The following is a 2,628-nucleotide window of genomic DNA, read 5'->3' on the forward strand; positions in this document are numbered from 1 at the left end:
ATGGGCGGCCCGGCCCCGTACTGGCACTCCTACACCTACGACGCGGTCGGCAACCGCCTCACCGAAACCCTGCACGAGCAGGACACCGAACGCACCTACGACTACCCCGACCCCGGCAGCCCGCAGCCCCACACCCTCACCTCGGTGGTCGAGGACGCCCCTGGCATCCGCTCCCTGGAGGAATACACCTACGACGCCACCGGCAACACCACCACCCGCCAGACCGGCGGCGACACCCAGGAACTCACCTGGGACGCCGAAGGCCACCTCGCCAGCGTCGAAGAGGCCAACGGGGAGGTCACCGAATACCTCTACGACGCCGACGGCCAGCGCCTCATCGGCCGCACCCCCACCGAGACCACCCTCTACCTCGGCGGCCACACCGAAGTCACCCTCCCGACAGGCGCCACCTCCCCCACAGCCACCCGCTACATCGACCTCGGCGGCGGCCACACCGCCATCATCGCCGACGACGAGTCCGTATCGATCACCATGGCCGACCACCACGGCACCGGCCAACTCGCCATCGACACCGCCACCCTGGAACTCACCCAGCGCCGCACCCTCCCCTTCGGCGACCTACGAGGCGAGCAGCCCGCCGCCTGGCCCGGCACCCGCGGCTTCGTCGGCGGCACCACCGACACCACCACCGGCCTGACCCACCTCGGCGCCCGCGAATACGACCCCGCCCTGGGCCGCTTCATCTCCCTCGACCCCGTCATGGACCTGACCGACCCACAGCAGATCCACGGCTACACCTACGCCAACAACAACCCCCTCACCTACTCCGACCCCACCGGCCTCCTGCTCGGCACCTGCGCCAAACTCGGAATCGACTGCGGCGACGGCAGGAAAGGCAAGCCCAGCAAGAAGAAAGACCCTCCCCATGTTGGTGGCGGCGGAAGCTCCACCGGAAGCGGCACGGGGCGAGGGAACAACAACCCCGTGAGCACCCCCACAGCGACATATGCGGGAACTTCCGGAGAATGGGGAGAACCGCTCATCCCATTCTTCGAAGAAACGGAGGACTACTTCAACCCCTTCGGAATTACGAAAGGGCTGGGCGAAACCATCGCTTCCATGGCGGGCGCGACTTGGGAATGCCTCAGAACACGAGGGGTCGACTCGTGCGCAGAGGCAGGAATCGAATGGGTATCGACCCTCAAAGCCCGACTCGTCGTCCTTACCGCACTCGCGGATAAGATGGAAGACGTCGCCCGACGCGATCTTGCGTTGCCCGGAAAGTGCCCCACACGCAACAGTTTTGCGCCAGGCACCCAGGTCCTGATGGCCGACGGCACCACCAAACCCATCGAAGACGTCAAAATCGGCGACGAAATCCTGGCCACCGACCCGGAAACCGGGGAGACCGGGCCCCGGACAGTAACCGCAGAACTCGCCAACACCGGCGACAAAAACCTCGTCACCCTCACCGTCACCGACGAACAGGGAAACAGCGACACCCTCACCTCCACCGCCGAACACCCCTACTGGGCACCCGAAACCGGCGAATGGGTCGACGCCGAAGACCTCCAGCCCGGCACCCAGCTCCTCACCAGCGCAGGCACCCACGCCCAGATCACAGCCGTGGAGACCCAGGCCGCGTGGGCATCGGTGTACAACCTCACCACCGAAGGCCTCCACACGTACCATGTGCTGGTAGGGCAGACACCGGTGCTTGTCCATAACTCCGGACCATGCCCCACCTTCCTCGATGGTGAGGATTGGTATCACTCTTTTGAGGTCTCGGGGCAGAATATTGAGGCGATGGCGACCGTCAGAGCCTCAGGGGATACTCTACATTTGGATGGCTTGATGATCTTCCCGGAAGGTACTCAAGGTTTGGCTCGCGCGCCAGTCGGGCCCGACTCCATTCGCCAGATGCAGCGATCGCTGGCTGAGCAAGCCAGAGCGCAGGGGTTTAACACCATTGAGCTGACCTATGAGCGGCATATCCCGCGACCGGATGGAAGTGTCTATGTACGGCCTGGGTCGATGACCTTGGATGTTTCAAGAATCTTGGGGGATTAGCCGCAATGGATCGTGCCGCTCTGGATGCAGTCGCATCTTCTATTTCGGCAAGGGGAGGCCAGGAACGCGAGCAGGTATTTCGAGAATTGCGCGACCGTGGAATGTCGCCCATTCAGTGTACTTACGTAGTGTCTCGGGTCTTCGGGCTAACGCTGGCAGAGGCCAAGACGGCTATCTACGCAAGCTCCGCGTGGCGGGATCAGCATGCTGATTGGCAACAGCTGACCTCCGTCTTGATCGGTGATGGTGATCCGCCGCCTCCCTCAAAAATGGAGATAGACCGTCAGCGCAGCCATGACGGCAACGCTGACGGCAACGTCAGTGAACAGTCGTAGGGGGAGATTCTGAGGCACCGACGCTGCAGAACACATGGCCCAGGGCGTTGATGGCCTGATGCTGGAGGCGGAGCCGGACGTGTGCGTAGACGCTGGCCGTGACCCCTATATGAGCATGTCCGAGGAGTTCTTTAACCTCGATTCGTCAGCGGGATTCGGTGGCTGATCTGCTCGGCAGTTCGCCCGTAATGTCCTCGGGCCGTTCGAGGTGGGCCGTCGCGTGACGCCGCGGGTGCGCCGGGCTCCACGGGCCCGGAGTGCT

General features: G+C 63.7%; 1 protein-coding gene and 1 pseudogene. One reads left to right on the plus strand and one right to left on the minus strand.

All coding sequences use genetic code 11. The annotated features are described in order from the left end of the window. A partial coding sequence (locus tag RM590_RS35310) for a polymorphic toxin-type HINT domain-containing protein (protein WP_311708909.1) occupies window positions 1–2,031 on the plus strand: 2,031 nt, incomplete at its 5' end. Window positions 2,032–2,349: 318 nt separating this feature from the next. On the opposite strand, the pseudogene RM590_RS36275 reads toward RM590_RS35310, so the two are convergent. Then, a pseudogene (locus RM590_RS36275) lies at window positions 2,350–2,508 on the minus strand (site-specific integrase); the annotation flags it as partial. Between the last annotated feature and the right edge of the window lie 120 nt (window positions 2,509–2,628).

Origin of the sequence: Streptomyces litchfieldiae (assembly GCF_031845365.1) — a bacterium.
GTDB classification, from domain to species: Bacteria; Actinomycetota; Actinomycetes; order Streptomycetales; family Streptomycetaceae; genus Streptomyces; species Streptomyces litchfieldiae.